Annotated in this window: 15 protein-coding genes; 8 read left to right on the top strand and 7 right to left on the bottom strand. The window is 63.5% G+C overall.

The window, feature by feature from the left end; genetic code table 11:
• Window positions 1–149: 149 nt before the first annotated feature.
• Window positions 150–1,607 (top strand): NCS1 family nucleobase:cation symporter-1, encoded by a 1,458-nt coding sequence (locus NKI88_RS21170; protein WP_023688556.1) that lies wholly within the window; start codon window positions 150–152, stop codon window positions 1,605–1,607.
• 102 nt (window positions 1,608–1,709) lie between these two features.
• On the opposite strand, the gene NKI88_RS21175 is transcribed toward NKI88_RS21170, so the two are convergent.
• From NKI88_RS21175 to tpiA, 5 genes are all read right to left on the bottom strand, one after another.
• Window positions 1,710–2,255 (bottom strand): DUF1697 domain-containing protein, encoded by a 546-nt coding sequence (locus NKI88_RS21175; protein ID WP_352657019.1) that lies wholly within the window; start codon window positions 2,253–2,255, stop codon window positions 1,710–1,712.
• Window positions 2,256–2,279: 24 nt separating this feature from the next.
• A complete protein-coding gene (gene pyrG, locus NKI88_RS21180; RefSeq protein ID WP_081725397.1) occupies window positions 2,280–3,917 on the bottom strand; it encodes a CTP synthase in 1,638 nt (545 codons plus the stop codon).
• A 153-nt stretch (window positions 3,918–4,070) separates the two neighbouring features.
• Window positions 4,071–5,189, bottom strand: coding sequence for a L,D-transpeptidase (locus NKI88_RS21185; RefSeq protein WP_027049440.1), 1,119 nt, complete (start codon window positions 5,187–5,189; stop codon window positions 4,071–4,073).
• A gap of 201 nt (window positions 5,190–5,390) precedes the next feature.
• Window positions 5,391–5,894: a preprotein translocase subunit SecG gene (gene secG, locus NKI88_RS21190; RefSeq protein WP_023715810.1), complete on the bottom strand. Its 504-nt coding sequence runs from the start codon at window positions 5,892–5,894 to the stop codon at window positions 5,391–5,393.
• 181 nt (window positions 5,895–6,075) lie between these two features.
• Window positions 6,076–6,846, bottom strand: a complete 771-nt coding sequence (tpiA, locus tag NKI88_RS21195) for a triose-phosphate isomerase (RefSeq protein WP_352657021.1) — start codon at window positions 6,844–6,846, stop codon at window positions 6,076–6,078.
• A 147-nt stretch (window positions 6,847–6,993) separates the two neighbouring features.
• Here tpiA and NKI88_RS21200 point away from each other — a divergent pair, with 147 nt between their 5' ends.
• From NKI88_RS21200 to NKI88_RS21220, 5 genes are read left to right on the top strand one after another with little or no spacing between them, the layout of a single operon-like run.
• Entirely contained in the window at window positions 6,994–8,889 is a 1,896-nt protein-coding gene (locus NKI88_RS21200; RefSeq protein WP_352657023.1) for a peptidylprolyl isomerase, read from the top strand.
• A gap of 13 nt (window positions 8,890–8,902) precedes the next feature.
• On the top strand, window positions 8,903–9,913 hold the full coding sequence (trpD, locus tag NKI88_RS21205) for an anthranilate phosphoribosyltransferase (RefSeq protein ID WP_023712346.1): 1,011 nt from the start codon (window positions 8,903–8,905) through the stop codon (window positions 9,911–9,913).
• A 3-nt stretch (window positions 9,914–9,916) separates the two neighbouring features.
• The gene (gene trpC, locus NKI88_RS21210) at window positions 9,917–10,729 is read left to right on the top strand and encodes an indole-3-glycerol phosphate synthase TrpC (RefSeq protein ID WP_352657025.1); all 813 of its coding nucleotides are present in this window, start codon (window positions 9,917–9,919) and stop codon (window positions 10,727–10,729) included.
• 2 nt (window positions 10,730–10,731) lie between these two features.
• Window positions 10,732–11,214 (top strand): cyclic pyranopterin monophosphate synthase MoaC, encoded by a 483-nt coding sequence (gene moaC / locus NKI88_RS21215; protein ID WP_352657027.1) that lies wholly within the window; start codon window positions 10,732–10,734, stop codon window positions 11,212–11,214.
• Window positions 11,215–12,420, top strand: coding sequence for a molybdopterin molybdotransferase MoeA (locus NKI88_RS21220; RefSeq protein ID WP_352657030.1), 1,206 nt, complete (start codon window positions 11,215–11,217; stop codon window positions 12,418–12,420).
• Between the two features lie 45 nt (window positions 12,421–12,465).
• Here the strand turns inward: NKI88_RS21220 and NKI88_RS21225 are convergent, their stop codons facing one another.
• The gene (locus NKI88_RS21225) at window positions 12,466–13,302 is read right to left on the bottom strand and encodes a hormone-sensitive lipase (RefSeq protein ID WP_502909483.1); all 837 of its coding nucleotides are present in this window, start codon (window positions 13,300–13,302) and stop codon (window positions 12,466–12,468) included.
• A gap of 160 nt (window positions 13,303–13,462) precedes the next feature.
• Here NKI88_RS21225 and NKI88_RS21230 point away from each other — a divergent pair, with 160 nt between their 5' ends.
• A complete protein-coding gene (locus tag NKI88_RS21230) occupies window positions 13,463–15,088 on the top strand; it encodes an AMP-binding protein (protein WP_352657034.1) in 1,626 nt (541 codons plus the stop codon).
• Window positions 15,085–15,921: a tryptophan 2,3-dioxygenase gene (gene kynA, locus NKI88_RS21235; RefSeq protein WP_027049448.1), complete on the top strand. Its 837-nt coding sequence runs from the start codon at window positions 15,085–15,087 to the stop codon at window positions 15,919–15,921. The genes NKI88_RS21230 and kynA overlap by 4 nt, the downstream gene beginning before the upstream one ends.
• 7 nt (window positions 15,922–15,928) lie before the next feature.
• Here the strand turns inward: kynA and kynU are convergent, their stop codons facing one another.
• Complete coding sequence (gene kynU, locus NKI88_RS21240) at window positions 15,929–17,176, bottom strand: kynureninase (protein WP_352657036.1); 1,248 nt, start codon at window positions 17,174–17,176, stop codon at window positions 15,929–15,931.
• Between the last annotated feature and the right edge of the window lie 60 nt (window positions 17,177–17,236).

A 17,236-nucleotide genomic window follows, 5' to 3' on the forward strand; every position in this document is an offset into this window, starting at 1 on the left:
GCCAAAAGCCGATCGATAAGCGCTGTTCTCATTGAATATCTTTAAGGCCAAAGCCGGCAAATGGATTGCTTGCCGGTTCCCCTGCGTCAGGCATAACCTGCGCAGTCGACGCGTGAGGGCGCGTGCGGCATCAAGGGGAGGACATCGCAATGACCATACAAGGCGCATCACCCGATCTATACAATGAGGATTTGGCTCCGGCCAAAGTCCGAAACTGGGGGCCGTTCTCGATCTTCAACGTCTGGACGTCGGACGTCCACAGCCTCTGGGGCTACTATCTCGCCGCAAGCCTGTTCCTGTTTTGCGGCGGCTTCGTCAATTTCATCATCGCCATCGGCATCGGTTCGCTGATCATCTACGCGCTGATGAACATGGTCGGCTATGCCGGCGTGAAGACCGGCGTGCCCTACCCCGTGCTGGCGCGCGCGTCCTTCGGCATCTGGGGCGCCAACATTCCGGCCCTGGTGCGCGCCATCGTCGCCTGCTTCTGGTACGGCGCGCAGACGGCGGCGGCATCGGGCGCGATCGTGGCGTTGCTGATCCGCTCGCAATGGTTCGCCGATTTCAACGCCAACACGCATTTCCTCGGCCACACGGGTCTGGAAGTGATCTGTTTTGTGGTCATCTGGGCACTGCAATTGCTGATCATCCAGAACGGCATGGAAACGGTGCGCCGCTTCCAGGATTGGGCCGGACCGGCGGTGTGGGTGATGATGTTGATCCTGGCGATCTATCTCTGTGTAAAATCCGGGAGATTTGCCTTCACCAGCGACATCCCGATGGATGTGCTGCTCGACAAGACAAAGGATGCCGGCGTACCCGGAACCCCTGGCTCCTGGACGTCGCTGTTTGCGGTGGCGGCGATCTGGGTCACCTATTTCTCAGCGCTCTATCTCAATTTCTGCGATTTCGCCCGCTATGCCCCAGACAAGGCATCGCTGCGCAAGGGCAACATCTGGGGCCTGCCGATCAATCTCATCCTGTTCTCGCTGGTCGCCGGCGTGACCACCATCGCTGCCTTCGACGTGTATGGCGAAGTGCTTCTGCATCCCGACCAGATCTCGGCGAAATTCGACAGCTGGTTCCTGGCAGCGCTTGCAGCCCTGACTTTTGCCGTGGCGACGCTCGGCATCAATGTGGTGGCAAACTTCGTCTCGCCGGCCTTCGACTTCTCCAATGTCTTTCCCCGGCAGATCGACTTCAAGAAGGGCGGCTATATCGCGGCTGTTATCGCGCTGGTGCTCTATCCCTTCGCGCCGTGGGAAGGCAGTGCCGCATCTTTCGTCAACGTCATCGGCGCGACGATGGGGCCGATCTTCGGGGTGATGATGGTCGACTACTATCTGATCCGGAAGGGCGAGGTCGACGTCGAGGCACTGTACCGCGAAGATGGCGAGTTCCGCTTCCAGGGCGGCTGGCACGTCAACGCCTTCATAGCAGCCGGCATCGGCGCCATCTTCTCCTCGGTCCTGCCGAACTTCACGAACCTGCTACCGGCATGGTGGGGCGTTTATGGCTGGTTCTTCGGCGTCGGCATTGCAGGGGTCATCTACTACGTCCTTCGCACCGCCGCCCTTGGCGCAGGGGCCAGGACGGCGAAGGCGTGAAATTGAGGGATAGGGAGTAGTCAGTAGTCAGTAGTCAGTAGTCAGTAGGGAATAATACCCCTACTCCCTACTCCCTACTCCCTACTCCCTACTCCCTACTCCCTACTCCCTACCCCCTACCATCTCAGCCAACCTCCGCACCGTGTTCCAGTTGCGTGCGGTGCCGATGCCCATGCGCTTGTGGTTCATGGCAGCGAGCAGCCGCGAGCTTGGCCGCTGGCGCGAAAAGACGACCCAGATGTCACCGTCGACCGAAGCCACCTTCTCGTCCTCGGCGGCATAGGCCTGGAGCGCGACCACACCATCCGCTGGCGTTGGCTCGCGCATCACCCGCACGGCCACCTGATCGCTTGCCTCGGCAGAGTCGGCCGGGAATGGGTTGCCGGCGGCAAGTTTCAGCCAATCCTCGGCAGTGCGCACGATGATGACGACATTGCGGCCGAAGGTTTTTTCGAAGGCCGTTTCCAACCGCTGTTCCAGCTTGGCGATGCCAGTCGCCCGTGTCTCGAAGACCAGATTGCCGGTCGCCACCAGGGTGCGCGGGTTCTTCAGCCCAAGCTGTTCAGCCATCGCCTTGAGGTCGGCCATGACGACCCGGCGGCCTTCGCCGAGGATAATGCTGTAGAGCAGCGCAACATAGGTCTGCATCAGCTGCGAAACCTCACCGTGGCCCTAGACCAGTCGCGACTGGTCCACCGCGGCCGAGATGAAGCTGGCGAACAGGGGATGCGGCTCAAGCGGCCGGCTCTTCAGCTCCGGATGGTACTGGACACCGATGAACCAGGGATGGTCGGGGTATTCGACCGTTTCCGGCAGCACGCCGTCGGGCGACATGCCGGCAAACACCAGGCCGCAATCTTCGAGCCGCTCCTTGTAGTCGATATTGACCTCGTAGCGGTGGCGATGGCGCTCGGAAATCTGGGTGTCGCCATAGATGTCGGCGATCTTCGAACCCTTGGCGAGTTCAGCCTGATAGGCGCCGAGCCGCATGGTGCCGCCGAGATCGCCGGTTTCGCGGCGCTTCTCCAGCATGTTGCCTTTCAGCCATTCGGTCATCAGGCCGACGACCGGCTCGTCGGTCGGACCGAATTCGGTCGACGAGGCGTGTTCGACGCCGGCCAGCGAGCGCGCCGCCTCGATGCAGGCCATCTGCATGCCGAAGCAGATGCCGAAATACGGCACCTTGCGCTCGCGGGCGAATTTCGCCGCCAGGATTTTGCCTTCCGAGCCACGCTCGCCGAAGCCGCCGGGCACCAGGATGCCATGCACCTTTTCCAGCCACGGCGTGGGGTCTTCCTTCTCGAAAATCTCGCTCTCGATCCAGTCGAGCTTGACCTTGACGCGGTTGGCCATGCCGCCATGCGACAAAGCCTCGATCAGCGATTTGTAGGCATCCTTGAGGCCGGTGTATTTGCCGACAATGGCAATCGTCACCTCGCCCTCCGGATTGTGGATGCGGTTGGACACGGCCTGCCAGGGCTCCATACGTGGCTTCGGCGCCGGATCGATACCGAAGGCGGCCAGCACTTCCGAATCGAGCCCTTCCTTGTGGTAAGCCATCGGCACGTCATAGATGTGGGGCACGTCGAGCGCCTGGATGACGGCACTTTCGCGCACATTGCAGAACAGCGACAGTTTTCTGCGCTCTTCCTTGGGGATGGCGCGGTCGGCGCGGACCAGCAGGATATCGGGCGCGATGCCGATGCCGCGCAGTTCCTTGACCGAATGCTGGGTCGGCTTGGTCTTCAACTCGCCGGCCGTCGGGATGTAAGGCATCAAGGTCAGGTGGACATAGACGGCGTTGTTGCGCGGCAGATCGTTGCCGAGCTGGCGGATCGCCTCGAGGAACGGCATCGCCTCGATATCGCCGACCGTGCCGCCGATCTCGCACAGCACGAAATCATAGTCGTCATTGCCGTCGAGCACGAAATTCTTGATCTCGTCGGTGACGTGCGGAATGACCTGCACGGTGGCGCCGAGATAGTCGCCGCGCCGTTCGCGCTCGATGATGTTCTTGTAGATGCGGCCGGTGGTGATGTTGTCCTGCTGGTTGGCCGAGCGGCCGGTGAAGCGCTCGTAATGGCCAAGATCGAGATCGGTCTCGGCGCCGTCATCGGTGACGAAAACCTCGCCATGCTGGTAAGGCGACATCGTTCCGGGATCGACATTGAGATAGGGATCGAGCTTTTTGATGCGTGCGCGATAGCCTCGCGCCTGCAAGAGAGCCCCAAGGGCCGCTGCAGCGATGCCTTTTCCAAGTGAGGAAACCACGCCGCCTGTGATGAATACATATCGCGCCATGGGAGTCATCGCTTAACGCGGCCGAATTGATTCCGCCAGAGAAAAAACCGCCGCTGAGGCTTTTTCCAGAGAAGGCGCGATAGTCCCGAGGTTCGAGACTGGTGTTTTGGTCAAAACAAAAGGGCCGGCAAAAGCCGGCCCTTCGGCAGGTTTGTGAAAACGTCAGATGATGACGACCTTGGTGCCGACCCTGACGCGGCTGTAGAGGTCCATGACGTGCTCGTTGATCATGCGGAAGCAGCCATTGGAAGCGCTGGTTCCGATCGACTGCGGCGCGATGGTGCCGTGGATGCGCAGATGCGTGTCCTTCTTGCCGTCGTAGAGATAGATGGCGCGGGCGCCGAGCGGGTTCTGGCCGCCGCCGGGCATGCCGTCCTTGTACTGGCCATAATGCTTGGGTTCGCGCTTCTGCATGTCGAGCGTCGGGATCCAGCGCGGCCATTCCTGCTTGTCGCCAACGGCAACCTTGCCCTTGAACTGCAGGCCTTCGCGGCCGACCGCGATCGCATAGCGGCGGGCGGTGAAAGCCGATTCGACGAGGTAGAGGCGGCGCGCGCTGGTATCGATGACGATCGTACCCGGCTCATAGCCGCTGAATTCGACGTCCTGCGGCACGAATTCCGGCTTCACCTTGAACTGCTTCTTGGCTTGCCGCTTGGCGAGAGCCTGGTCGAGCGCGCGCGTTTCGGGGAGATAGGCAATCGACGAGGCAGAGGACGTGCCGCCGAACAGGCCGGCGAACAGTCCGCCGCTCGTCGGCTTCTGGCCTGGGGCCTCGCTGCGCAATTCGCCATTGTTGCCGGTCAGCGCGATATTCATCGCTTCGGCCGGAAGCGGTTCAGCCGATTCGATCGGCTCGATCGGCGCGATCGGGTCAACCGGAGCGATGATCTTGGTGGTCTTCTTGCCTGGCTTGGCGTCGGCAACCACGACCGGCTTGCCCTTGCTTGCCAGGAACGCCTGGCGCTGGGCATCGGCCCTGGCTTTCGCCGCATCGCGCATCGCCAGCTTGCGGGCCTCGAGCGCCTTGACGCGGGCGAGATCCCTGTCGGCGGCGATCTTGTCTTCGAGCTTGCTGATCTGAGCCAGATCATCCGGGCTCGGGTTTTTCTTCTTCTTGAGAAGCTTCAGCTGCGTCGCATCGCTCTTGGCGGCGACGTTGATGACAGCGGTTTTGCCAACCGCCTGCGGTGAGGTCATTGCCGGAGTGCCGGCGAAGGCCGCGGAGCTCATGCCGAATACGGCACAAAACCCCATGAAAATGAAGCTGCGAAGCTGCATGGCGAAGATCCGATCGTTCAATGCTTGTTGCCCACGGCGTCGCCCGGCGCCCCCCAAGGGCGCAGAAAGTGCCGCCGGCAATCTATAATCGAAGTGGCGTACGGGCCTCAAGCACGGGGTGCGGTCGAATCTTCGTGATCGTGTGCCATTTGCCGCGACTGTGTTGAAACAACAACAGATCGCGGCATCTGACCGTACCGACTACTGGTTCGGAACCTGCGGCGTGACCGGCAAGGTAACGCCATTGGTAGCCGGCGGCGCAGCCGAATCGTCGGTTGCAGGTGGCGTCGCCGGAGATGGAGCCGTCGCCGGGGCTGTGGTGGCGGGAGCCGTCGCGGGCGGCGTCGTGGCGGCGCCGTTGGCCGCGGGCGCGGCCGGTGCGGTGTTGCCCGAAGGCGGCGTCGGCGCCGTCGTGCCGGGCAACTGATTGAGCACGCCGTTGCCGCTGTCGGCCGGCACGCGGTCGAGAATGTCGATCGGTTTTTCGCCATAGCGGGCAACGATCGAGAGTGTCAGCGACGTCACGAAGAAGGCCGCGGCCAGGATCGCCGTCGCCCGCGTCAGCGCATTGGCGGCGCCACGCGCGGTCATGAAACCGGAACCGCCGCCAATGCCGAGACCACCGCCTTCGGAGCGTTGCAGCAGCACGACGCCGACAAGGGCGAGCACGACCATGAGGTGGATGACGATCAGTACGGTTTCCATATTTTATCCTGGCAAGCCCTGCCGCTCCCTGGCGATCAGGGCCGGTGATTTGGAGGCGGCTCCATACAATGCTTTAACGGCATTTCCAAGCCCGTGGCCGGAATATGGGAAGCAATGCGCCCTTTGCAACGATTTCCGCCGAACTGCTGCGTTCATAAGTCGATGACCGAAATTCCGGGGCCTACGCGATATTCTGGTATGCCTCGGCGATGGCGAGAAAGTCGGACGCCTTCAGGCTGGCGCCGCCAACCAGCGCGCCATCGACGTTTTTGACGCCCAGCAGTTCGACAGCGTTGGACGCCTTGACCGAGCCGCCATAGAGGATGCGCATCTTGCCGGCCACGGCTGCGCCGAGCGCTTCCGCCAGTTTTTGGCGGATATGTGCGTGCGCCTCCGCCACGTCTTCGGCGGTCGGCGTCAGGCCGGTGCCGATAGCCCATACCGGCTCGTAGGCGATAACGGTGTTGGCGGGCGCTGCGCTCGGTGGCACCGAGCCGGCGACCTGCCGCGATAATACGTCGAGTGCTGTGCCCGCTTCGCGCTCGGCCTTGGTCTCGCCGATGCAGATGATGGCGACGAGCCCTGCCCGCCACGCCGCCGAGGCCTTGGCGAGGACGATGGCATCGTCCTCGCTGCGCTGTTCGCGGCACTCGGAATGGCCGACAATGACGTGGCTGGCGCCCGCATCCTTCAGCATCTCGGCTGAGACACAGCCGGTGAAGGCGCCGCTTTCCTTGATGTGGCAGTCCTCGCCACCGGCCCGCACCGGCGTGCGCGACAGGATTTCGACGGCGCGCGACAGCAAGGTCGCCGGCACGCACACCAATGCTTCGGTCTCTGCGTCGAGCCCGCTCATGAAGCCGTTGCCGATCATCCTGAGCTCGTTCAGCGAAGCGCTGGTGCCGTTCATTTTCCAGTTGCCGGCAACGAGCGGTCGAATTCCTGGCGTCATGGGGATCTGGTTCTCCGGGCGACATTGGGGTCTCGCCCTCCCTATCAAAATCAGGCCACAAAGCAATCGACAGTGAGCCGGAAGGGCGCTATTGCGCTTGTTTCAGACTCGGGCGCACGCAAAACTGCGCAAAAATCGGAAGTAACAATGCTTGGTATATTGAGAAGCGCGGCAGGGACCTGGGTCGCGAAAGCCCTGCTGTCGCTGCTGGTGTTGAGTTTCCTTGCCTGGGGCGTCACCACGCGGATGACGGGCGGCTTCCTGGCTGGCCATCATGCGGTGATCACCGCCGGCAGCACCACCGTGTCGATCACCGAATACCGCCTCGCCTACGATCGCCAGATCGCCATGCTGCAGCAGCAGATCGGCCAACGCATCAGCCGCGACCAGGCCAAGGCCTATGGCATCGACAACCAGGTGCTGGCTCAGTTGGTGTCCGGCGCCGTCCTCGACGAACAGGCGCGCAAGCTCGGGCTTGGCTTCTCCAAGGACAGGCTGGCCGAACTGACGCGGCAGGAACCCGCCTTCCAGGGCCCGAATGGCCAGTTCGACCGCCGGCTGTTCGAATCCCGGCTGCGCGAACTGGGCATGCGGCCGGAGGATTATCTGAAGAACCGGGCCCAGGTGGCGGTGCGCCAGCAGATCGTCGAAGCGGTTTCGGACGGGCTCAAGGCTCCGGATACCTTCTTCAAGGCAGTTGCGCTCTATCGCGGCGAAGACCGCACCATCGACTATCTGATCTTGCCAAAGGCGTTGGTGGAGCCCATCGAGGCGCCATCCGACAGCGTGCTTCAGGCTTATTTCGAGGCCAACAAGAAAACCTACGCGGCGCCAGAATACCGCAAATTCTCCTATGTCCGGCTCGAGCCCGAAGACATCATGGATGTCAGCGCCGTGACCGACCAGCAGGTCAGCGACGACTACAACAAGAACAAGGGCCGCTACACCACGCCGGAAATGCGCACCATCGAACAGCTGGTGTTCCCTTCCGCGGACGCCGCCAAGGCGGCATCCGATTCGCTGAAGACGGGCGCCACTTTCGACAAGATCGTCACCGCGCAGGGCAAGACCCCGGCCGACACGCTGCTCGGCACGCTCTCCAAGGATAAGATCACCGACAAGGCGGTCGCCGATGCCGCATTCGCGCTTGCCGTCAACGAAGTCAGCCCGGTCGTCCAGGGCGCGTTCGGTCCGGTGCTTTTGCGCGTCACCGAGATCAAACCGGAAACGGTGAAGCCGCTGGCGGAAGTGTCAGACCAGATCCGAAAGGATCTGGCGCTCGGCGAAGCAAGCCGCATCCTGCTCGACGTGCACGACAACTACGAAGACACCCGCGCCGCCGGCAGCACGCTGGCCGAAGCCGCCGCCAAACTGAAGCTCAAGGACGTCACCGTCGAGGCCATAGACCGCACCGGCCTCAAGCCGGACGGCACCATCATCAAGGACCTGCCGGCATCGCCGGACCTGATCAAGGCGGTGTTCGAGGCCGAGCCCAACACCGAGAATCAAGCCCTGACCACGCCTAACAACGGCTTCGTGTTCTATGAACTGACATCGATCACGCCGGCTCGCGACCGCACGCTGGACGAAGTCCGCCAGCGCGTGGTGGCGGACTGGACGACAGAGGAAACGACCAAGCGGCTGACCGCGAAAGCAGACGAACTCGACAAGCGCCTCAAGGCTGGCACCACACTCGACGTCATCGCCGGCGAACTGAAGCTTGAAAAGCAGACCAAGCGCGGCGTGAAGCGCGAGGCCGACGATGTCGATTTCGGCAAGGAGGGTGCTGCTGCGATGTTCGGGGTCGGCGAAGGCGGCACCGGGCTGATCCCCTCGCCCACCGGCGACGGCCAGATCCTGTTCAAGGTCGCCGAAGTGTTCGAGCCGGCCGGAGCCGACGCCAGCTCGGTACCCGACGATGCGCAAAAATCCTTCACGCAAGGCATGTCCGACGATCTGCTCGACCAGTTGGTGGCGCAGTTGCAGACGCAGTTCGCCGTCAGCCTCGACCAGGCCGCCGTTGCCCAAGCCCTCGCCCAATGAATGGCCCTAGCCAATGAGCGCCCTAAAGACCCATATCGCCAAGGTCGCCACGGGAACCGGGCTTACCTTCGAGGAAGCGCGCGAAGCTTTCGACATCATCATGTCTGGCGACGCGACGCCGGGGCAGATCGGCGGCTTCCTGATGGCCTTGCGTGTGCGCGGCGAGACGGTGAGCGAGATTTCCGGCGCCGTCGCCACCATGCGTGCCAAGATGCTGCGCGTCGAAGCTCCTGAGGGCGCAATCGACATTGTCGGCACCGGCGGCGACAATTCGCATTCAGTCAACATCTCGACCGCTTCGGCCTTCGTCATTGCCGGCTGCGGCGTGCCGGTCGCCAAGCACGGCAATCGCGGCCTGTCGTCGCTGACGGGCGCTGCCGATGTGCTGGTCGCGCTCGGCGTCAAGATCGATATCCCGCCAGAGGTAATCGGCCGCTGCATCCAGGAGGCCGGCGTCGGCTTCATGTTCGCACCTGCGCACCACCCGGCGATGAAGCATGTCGGCCCGACCCGCGTCGAGCTCGGCACGCGCACGATCTTCAACCTGCTCGGACCGCTGTCCAATCCGGCCGGCGTCAGCAGGCAGATGGTCGGCGTGTTCCTGCCGGAATGGATCGTGCCGGTGGCCGAGACATTGAAGGCGCTGGGCACCGAGCATGCCTGGGTCGTCCATGGCGACGGCTATGACGAAATCACCACCACCGGCGAAACGCAGGTGGCGGAACTGGCCGGCGGCGAGATCCGCCATTTCACGCTCACCCCGGAAGCCGTCGGCCTGCAGCGCCACACCAAGGACGAGTTGCGCGGCGGCGACGCCGCCTACAATGCCACGGCGTTGCGCGACATGCTGAGAGGTGCTGCCGGGGCCTATCGCGATACGGTGCTGATGAACGCCGGCGCCGGCATGGTGGTGGCCGGCAAGGCGACGACGCTTGCCGACGGCATGGCCGCGGCCACACAGGCCATCGACAGCGGCCGGGCGCTGGGCGTGCTCGACAGGCTGGTCGAGATTTCAAACGGATGAGCCGTGGCTGACATTCTGCGCAACATCGAGGCCTACAAGCGCGACGAGATCGCGGCGGCGAAGGCGCGGATACCGTTGGCCGAGATCAAGGCGCGAGCCAAGGATGCCGACGCACCGCGTGGCTTTCGGAGGGCGCTTGAGGCGAAGCGCAGATCGGGCAGCTTCGGCCTGATCGCCGAGATCAAAAAGGCAAGCCCATCCAAAGGCTTAATCCGTGCCGATTTCGACCCGCCCGCACTGGCGCAGGCCTATGAGAAAGGCGGTGCCGCCTGTCTTTCGGTGCTGACCGATGCGCCATCCTTCCAGGGCGCGCCGGAATTTCTCACCAATGCACGGAAGGCAGTGTCCCTGCCCGCGCTGCGCAAGGATTTCCTGTTCGACCCTTACCAGGTCTACGAGGCTCGCGCATGGGGCGCCGATGCCATCCTGATCATCATGGCCAGCGTCGATGATGCCTTGGCGAGCGAATTGGAAGCGACCGCGTTCGAACTCGGCATGGACGCGCTGATCGAGGTGCATGACGAGGCCGAGACGCAGCGCGCGGTAAAACTCTCGTCGCAGCTGATCGGCATCAACAACCGCAATCTCAGAACATTCGAGACCAGCCTCGAGACCTCGGAACGGCTGGCATCGATGGTGCCGGGCGGCCGATTGCTGGTCAGCGAGAGCGGAATTTTCACCCACGACGATTGCTTCAGGATGCAAAAGACCGGCATCAGCACCTTCCTCGTCGGCGAGAGCCTGATGCGGCAAGAGGATGTCGCTGCGGCAACGCGGCTGCTTTTGACAGGCAAGGCGAAGGCAGGGGCCATCTGAGGATGGCAGCCGCCCTCACCCATCTCGGCGCCAAGGGCGAGGCCAACATGGTCGATGTCGGCGAGAAGGCGGAGACGACGCGCACGGCGGTCGCCGAGGGCTTTGTCTCGATGCGGGCCGAAACCCTGAAGATGATCCTCGACGGCGACGCCAAGAAGGGCGATGTGCTCGGCACCGCGCGCATTGCCGGCATCATGGCGGCCAAGAAGACGCATGAGCTGATTCCGCTCTGCCATCCGCTGCTTTTGACCAAGGTGTCGGTCGACATCGAACCGGACACCACGCTGCCCGGCCTCAGGGTCACCGCGCTCGCCCGCGTCACAGGCAAGACCGGGGTCGAGATGGAGGCGCTGACCGCGGCATCTGTCGCGTGCCTGAGCATTTACGACATGGCCAAGGCGGTCGACCGCGCCATGGTGATTTCCGGTATAAAGCTGGTGGAAAAGACCGGCGGCAAGTCAGGTGGCTACAAGGCGGGTTCGTAAATGGCGCTGGTTCCAGTCGCCGAGGCGCTTCAACGCCTACTCGACGGCGCTGTGGCGTTGCCCGGTGAAAGCGTCGCGCTGGCGGATGCGGCCGGCCGGGTGCTGGCGGAGCCGGTCGTGGCGCTGCGTACCCAGCCGCCTTTCAATGCATCTGCCATGGACGGCTATGCCGCACGGGCGCAGGATGTGGCGTCCGCTCCGGCGAGGCTTTCGGTGATCGGCATGGCGCCCGCAGGGCGGGGCTTTAACGGCACTGTAGGTAAGGCGGAAGCCGTGCGCATCTTCACCGGCGCGCCGCTGCCGGAAGGCGCAGACACCATTGTCATCCAGGAGAATGTCCGCGATCTCGGCGGTGGCCGGATCGAGGTCACCGAACCGACGGCGAAGAACCGTAACATCCGCCGCCTTGGACTGGATTTTGCCCAAGGCGACGTGCTGCTGGAAAAAGGCCGCGTGCTCGATCCGGCTGCATTGTCCCTGGCGGCATCGGCCAATCATCCCCTGTTGAACGTGGTGCAACGGCCGCTGGTCGCCATCATCGCCACCGGCGACGAATTGCTGCCACCGGGCAGCGAACCTGGCCCCGACCAGATCATCTCGTCCAACGCCTATGGCGTCGCTGCTGTGGCGCAGTCGGTCGGCGCTCGCGCGCTCGATCTCGGTATAGCGGCCGATCGCAAGGAAGCGATCGCGGCGCTGGTGAAAAAGGCGGTCAATGCGAAAGCCGACGTCATCGTCACGCTCGGCGGCGCCTCGGTCGGCGACCATGATCTCGTCCATGACGTGCTGACCGGCGAAGGCATGATGCTCGACTTCTGGAAGCTCGCCATGCGCCCGGGCAAGCCGCTGATGTTCGGGCGGCTGGGCGATATCAGGTGCATCGGCCTGCCCGGCAATCCGGTGGCGAGCCTGGTCTGCTCGCAATTGTTCCTGAAGCCGCTGTTGGCGCAGCTCGGCGGCCGTCCCCACCGGCAGGACATCCGCCAGGCTCAGCTTGGCGCCGCGATGCCGGCCAATGATCTAAGGCAAGACTATGTGCGCGCCGTGGTCCGGGAAGAAGCCGGCGCATTGGTGGCGACGCCGTTCGGCATCCAGGATTCCTCGATGCTGAGAATGCTGGCCGACGCCAACGGCCTGATCGTGCGCGAGCCCTTCGCTCCGGCGGCAGAAGCAGGCGCTGCTTGCAGCGTTCTGATGTTGCGCTGAAGGTCGCGGATCCAAGCCGTTAATTCCAAGAGATAAGACTGGTTGTTACTCCGCCAGCAATGTCCGCGTCAGCGGATGTGTCGGATCGGCAAGCCCGTCGACGATGCTGAAATGATGCCGGTCCGGCTCGACCACTGTGCTGGTCGTGGCGCCGAGGCCGATCCAGATGTTGGCAAGCAGCGCATTCTGGCGCAGGAACTCCGCCCGCTCGCCGCCGCCGGCCCAGCAGGTGATGCGCGCGCCCTGCATGGGGCGCAGCAGAACCGGGCTTTCGGCCAGTGCTTCCGCTTCATCGATGGCCAGTGTCGCGTTCATCCCCGTCCGCATTATCGGCCGCAGATCATGAACCCCGGAGATCGAGACGACATTGCGTGTGCGGCCGGCCACATCGGCGGCCAGAGGCGTCGTTGTCGTCACCATCCTGGAGGCGAGATGGCCGCCGGCGGAATGCCCGGTCAGGATCACCGGCCCGCCGACCATCGTCGCCGCCTTGCCGATCGCCCCCGCGATTTCCCTGACGATGCCGGAAATGCGTATGTCGGGACAAAGCGTGTAAGTCGGCATTGCCACGGCAAAGCCATTGGCAACCGCGCCGTTGGCCAGATGCGACCATGGCTTGTTGTCGAACGCCTTCCAGTAACCGCCATGGATGAAGACGACGAGCCCTTTGGGCATGACATCGGGAAGGAACAGATCGAGCCTGTTGCGCGGGCTGTCGCCATAGGCGATGTCGAGCTTGGCCCGACCGGACGCCGACATTGTGTCGCGAAAAGCCTGTGCCGGTGTGTCCCATGCGGCCGGCCAGCGATTGCTGCCGGCAATGTTGTCGCCGTTGGCGTAGGCATTGTCCCAATCGGCAACACGATGTTCGAGCATCTGCATCCCTCCCGGATGGCTTCAGTTCAGTCGACAGGAATGGCCGCCGAACAGGGCGGCGTCAATGCTGCGATTTAAAAACATTTTAGGCTTGAAACAAATTTCGACTGGTGCGATCCTGCGCCTTGTTCAGCCATGGGCGCGAGGCAGACAGGGGCAGCCGAAAATGCTTGGGCCATCAGCGCATATCGACACATTCACGCGCGACAACCTGCCGCCGCCGGAGCAATGGCCGGAGTTTTTGCTCGACGGCTTCGACTATCCCGACCACATAAATGCCGGCGTCGAATTGACCGACAGGCTGGTCGAAAAAGGGTTCGGCGACCACACTGCGCTGATCGGCAATGGCCGCCGCCGCACCTACAAGGAACTGTCCGACTGGACCAACAGGCTCGCCCATGCCCTGGTCGAGAATTATGGCGTCAAGCCGGGCAACCGGGTGCTGATCCGCTCGGCCAACAACCCGGCCATGGTCGCCTGCTGGCTGGCCGCCACCAAGGTTGGCGCGGTGGTCGTCAACACCATGCCGATGCTGCGCGCCGGCGAACTCGCCAAGATCGTCGACAAGGCGGAAATCACGGTTGCGCTTTGCGATACAAGGCTGATGGACGAGATGACCGCCTGCGCCAAGGGCAGTGCGTATCTCAAGCAGGTCATTGGCTTCGACGGCACGGCCAACCATGACGCGGAACTCGACCGCGCCGCCCTCGACAAGCCGGTCACCTTCACTGCCGTCAACACCGGCCGCGACGATGTCGCCCTGCTCGGCTTCACCTCCGGCACCACCGGCGTGCCGAAGGCGACGATGCATTTCCACCGCGACCTGCTGATCGTCGCCGACGCCTATGCCCGCGAAATCCTGGAGGTGACGCCCGACGACATCTTCGTCGGCTCCCCGCCCCTTGCCTTTACCTTCGGTCTTGGCGGGCTCGCCATCTTCCCGCTGCGTTTCGGCGCCGCGGCGACGTTGCTGGAACAGGCGACGCCACCCAACATGATCCACATCATCGAGACCTACAAAGCGACCATTTCCTTCACCGCTCCAACCGCCTATCGGGCCATGCTCAAGGCCATGGATCAAGGCGCTGACCTGTCCTCGCTGCGCGTCGCGGTTTCGGCGGGCGAGACGCTGCCGGCGCCTGTCTTCGAGGAATGGACTGAGAAGACCGGCAAGCCGATCCTCGATGGGATCGGCGCCACCGAGATGCTGCATATCTTCATCTCCAACCGCTTCGACGACATGAAGCCGGCCTCCACCGGCAAACCCGTCGGCGGCTATCAGGCACGCATCGTCGATGACGAGATGCGGGAGTTGCCGCGCGGCTCTACTGGCCGGCTGGCGGTGCGCGGCCCGACGGGCTGCCGCTACATGGCCGATGCCAGGCAAAAGGACTATGTCCGCGACGGCTGGAATCTCACCGGCGATACGTTCACGCAGGACGAGGATGGCTTCTTCCACTTCGCCGCGCGTTCCGACGACATGATCGTCAGCGCCGGCTACAACATCGCCGGCCCCGAGGTCGAAGCGGCGCTGCTCTCGCATCCCGACGTCGCCGAATGCGCGGTGACCGGCGCCGAGGACGGTGAACGCGGCCAGATCGTCGAGGCGCATATCGTGCTTGTGCAAGGCGTTTCGCCGGACGCATTGACCGTCAAACGCCTGCAGGACCACGTCAAGGCAACGATCGCGCCCTACAAATATCCGCGTTCGGTGAAGTTCATCGACGCCTTGCCCAAAACCCAGACCGGCAAGATCCAGCGCTTCCGGTTGCGCGCGGAGAAGATCAATTGATTAAGCCGCACGATCCGGCGTCCGATGGCGCGCAGATGTCGTTCAAGGAGCGGATGTCCTACAGCGACTATCTGCAGCTGGACAAGGTGCTCGATGCGCAGGCGCCGCTGTCTTCTGCCCATGACGAGATGCTGTTCATCATCCAGCATCAGACATCCGAATTGTGGATGAAACTGGCCCTCCACGAGATCGGCGCCGCGATCCGCTCGATCCGCGCCGACCGCCTCGAACCGAGCTTCAAGATGCTGTCGCGTGTCGCGCGAATCTTCGAGCAGCTCAACAATGCCTGGGACGTGCTGCGCACGATGACGCCCAGCGAATACACCGAGTTTCGCGACGCGCTCGGCCAATCCTCGGGCTTCCAGTCGTGGCAGTACCGCGCTATCGAGTTCATGGCCGGCAACCGCAACCTTGCGATGCTCGGGCCGCACAAGCACCGGCCCGACCTTACGGACAGGCTGGAAGCCATCCTGGCCACGCCGTCGCTCTATGATGAGGCGCTTCTGCTTTTGGCGCGCAATGGCTTCGACATCGGCGCCGACGCCAGTCGCACGGACTGGCGCGAGACGCGCGTCGAGAACGAAGAAGTGCTGGCTGCCTGGCAAACCGTCTACCGCGACCCGCAGCGCTACTGGATGCTCTACGAACTGGCCGAGAAGCTGGTCGACTTCGAGGATTATTTCCGCCGCTGGCGCTTCAACCACGTCACCACGGTCGAGCGCATCATCGGCTTGAAGCGCGGCACGGGCGGCACCTCAGGCGCCTCCTATCTGAAGAAGATGCTGGAGGTCGTGCTGTTTCCGGAGCTCTGGACGGTCCGCACCCGGCTGTAGTAGTTCCTCAGGTGACCGCGGTCTTTACCGCGAAGCGGGCGTCCTGCCAGGCGCCGGTGCGCAAAATATCCTCCAGCGCTTCGACCGCCTGCCAGACATCGCCATAACCGACATAGAGCGGCGTGAAGCCGAAACGGATGGTCGACGGCGCCCGAAAATCGCCGATCACGCCGCGCTCGATCAGCGCCCGCATCACCTGGTAGCCATGCGGGTGGAGGAACGACACCTGGCTGCCGCGCTGGCTGCCGTCGCGCGGGCTTTCGAGTTCAAGGCCGTAGGCGCCGCATCTGGCTTCGACGAGCTGGATAAACAGGTCGGTCAGTGCGATGCTTTTTCTGCGCACCGCCGCCATGTCGACGTCGTTCCAGATATCGAGCGCGCCCTTGAGCGCCCGCATCGACAGCACCGGCTGCGTTCCGCACAGGAAGCGGCGGATCCCGCTGCCGACGGCAAAGCCCTGCTCGAAGGCAAAGGGCCGCGCATGGCCCCACCAGCCGCTGAGCGGCTGCCTGATATCACCATGGTGGCGCTCGGCCGCGTAGATGAAGGCCGGCGAGCCCGGGCCGCCATTGAGGTATTTGTAGGTGCAGCCGACAGCGAAATCGGCATTGGCACGGTCGAGTTCGACCGGCAAGGCGCCGGCGGTGTGGCAGAGGTCCCAGATGATCAGCGCGCCGGCGTCATGTGCCTTGCGCGTCAGCGCCGCCATGTCGCGCAACTGGCCGGATTTGTAGTTTACGTGGTTGACCAGGATGACGGCAACGCTGTCGTCGATCAGCTCCTCGATTGCGGCCGCGTCGACGCCCTCCAGCCGCAGCCGCGTTCCCGGCCGGGTCGAGGCGACGCCTTCGGCCATGTAGAGGTCGGTCGGGAAACTGTCGCCCTCGGCAACGATGGCCGACCGAGCCGGCCGCATGCCGAGCGCGGCGTGCAGCAGCTTGTAGATGTTGATCGAGGTTGTGTCGCAGACCACCGTCTGCCCGTCAGCCGCGCCGATCAGTCGTCCGAGCTGATCTCCCAGTTCCACCGGCATGTTGAACCAGCCAGCGGTGTTCCAGGCGCGAATGAGGTCGTGCGCCCATTCCTGCGTGGCGGCCTGCTGCAATTCGCTGAAGACGGCTGGTGACGCGGCACCCAGCGAATTGCCGTCGAGATAAATTACGCCTTGCGGTAAGACAAAGCGTTCACGCATGGAGCGCAGCGGATCGGCGGCATCCATTGCTTCGATTGCAGCGAGATCGGTTGTTATGCTCATGGTCCGGCGCCCCTCCATAGACAACGCGCGCGGCGGAGCCTGCCGCCGAAACATGCCGGC

Origin of the sequence: Mesorhizobium sp. M0317 (assembly GCF_040321555.1) — a bacterium.
Classification (GTDB): domain Bacteria; phylum Pseudomonadota; class Alphaproteobacteria; order Rhizobiales; family Rhizobiaceae; genus Mesorhizobium.

Excerpts from the sequence above, each read along its gene's own strand:
- NKI88_RS21225 (WP_502909483.1), bottom strand. The coding sequence starts at position 13,302 with ATGCAGATGCTCGAACATCGTGTTGCCGATTGGGACAATGCCTACGCC.
- secG (WP_023715810.1), bottom strand. The coding sequence starts at position 5,894 with ATGGAAACCGTACTGATCGTCATCCACCTCATGGTCGTGCTCGCCCTT.
- NKI88_RS21220 (WP_352657030.1), top strand. The coding sequence starts at position 11,215 with ATGGCGCTGGTTCCAGTCGCCGAGGCGCTTCAACGCCTACTCGACGGC.
- kynU (WP_352657036.1), bottom strand. The coding sequence starts at position 17,176 with ATGAGCATAACAACCGATCTCGCTGCAATCGAAGCAATGGATGCCGCC.
- NKI88_RS21185 (WP_027049440.1), bottom strand. The coding sequence starts at position 5,189 with ATGCAGCTTCGCAGCTTCATTTTCATGGGGTTTTGTGCCGTATTCGGC.
- pyrG (WP_081725397.1), bottom strand. The coding sequence starts at position 3,917 with ATGACTCCCATGGCGCGATATGTATTCATCACAGGCGGCGTGGTTTCC.
- tpiA (WP_352657021.1), bottom strand. The coding sequence starts at position 6,846 with ATGACGCCAGGAATTCGACCGCTCGTTGCCGGCAACTGGAAAATGAAC.
- NKI88_RS21170 (WP_023688556.1), top strand. The coding sequence starts at position 150 with ATGACCATACAAGGCGCATCACCCGATCTATACAATGAGGATTTGGCT.
- moaC (WP_352657027.1), top strand. The coding sequence starts at position 10,732 with ATGGCAGCCGCCCTCACCCATCTCGGCGCCAAGGGCGAGGCCAACATG.
- NKI88_RS21175 (WP_352657019.1), bottom strand. The coding sequence starts at position 2,255 with ATGCAGACCTATGTTGCGCTGCTCTACAGCATTATCCTCGGCGAAGGC.
- NKI88_RS21200 (WP_352657023.1), top strand. The coding sequence starts at position 6,994 with ATGCTTGGTATATTGAGAAGCGCGGCAGGGACCTGGGTCGCGAAAGCC.
- NKI88_RS21230 (WP_352657034.1), top strand. The coding sequence starts at position 13,463 with ATGCTTGGGCCATCAGCGCATATCGACACATTCACGCGCGACAACCTG.
- trpD (WP_023712346.1), top strand. The coding sequence starts at position 8,903 with ATGAGCGCCCTAAAGACCCATATCGCCAAGGTCGCCACGGGAACCGGG.